The sequence below is a fragment of the Ursidibacter sp. B-7004-1 genome, assembly GCF_053654055.1.
On the sequence record NZ_JBSIUP010000085.1, the window covers coordinates 1 to 646 of the forward strand.

The 646-nt window shown below is 32.2% G+C and carries 1 protein-coding gene; it reads right to left on the minus strand.

Going from position 1 to position 646, the window contains the following annotated elements; all coding sequences use genetic code 11:
• Window positions 1–34 precede the first annotated feature (34 nt).
• Window positions 35–646, minus strand: a 612-nt coding sequence (locus tag ACWIW0_RS11325) for a class I SAM-dependent methyltransferase (RefSeq protein ID WP_454453398.1), incomplete at its 5' end; no start/stop codon positions are given.

Here is a 646-nt window from a genome sequence, read left to right on the forward strand (position 1 = left end):
TTATCATTTGTTGAAAAATTCAGCTTTAACTCTATTATTCTGATATTTTCACTACATATAATTGGTAAGTTGGTAATGATTGAATTACAGAAACCTTACGCTGATATGTATTAACATAACTATCTACGGCTGGTTTTACTAACAAATAGTGATCTGCTTCATTCCAACTTTTTGGAGACCATAAATAATCATCAAATGCAATGACTCCGCCAACCCTTACTAATTGATGAGCTAATAGAGCATCTAACAATACATCTGGAGCTTCGTGAGAGCCATCAACATAAACGAAATCAAAATAGCCTTTCTTTCCTTCTACCAGTAATTCCATCATTTTAGGGTGTGAATACCCTTTACATTTAAAAAGTGTTGTTCTTGGATATTGCTGAATAGCTAGATGCATATTGTGTTCAAAGACTTGCTCTACGGTATCCATATTCCAATTTTCTTTATGTTCTAGTCCTCCTTCCCAACTATCTATACAATAGATTTCTATAGTTTCTGCATATTCACTCATCTTTTCCATAAAATGAAGTGTTGAACGCCCTTCAAATGAACCTATTTCTAAAATTCGTGTAGGTTTCAATTGATCAAAAATAATATCTAAACTAGGAATATTGTGACTAAACCAATCTGTTTGAAAAACATA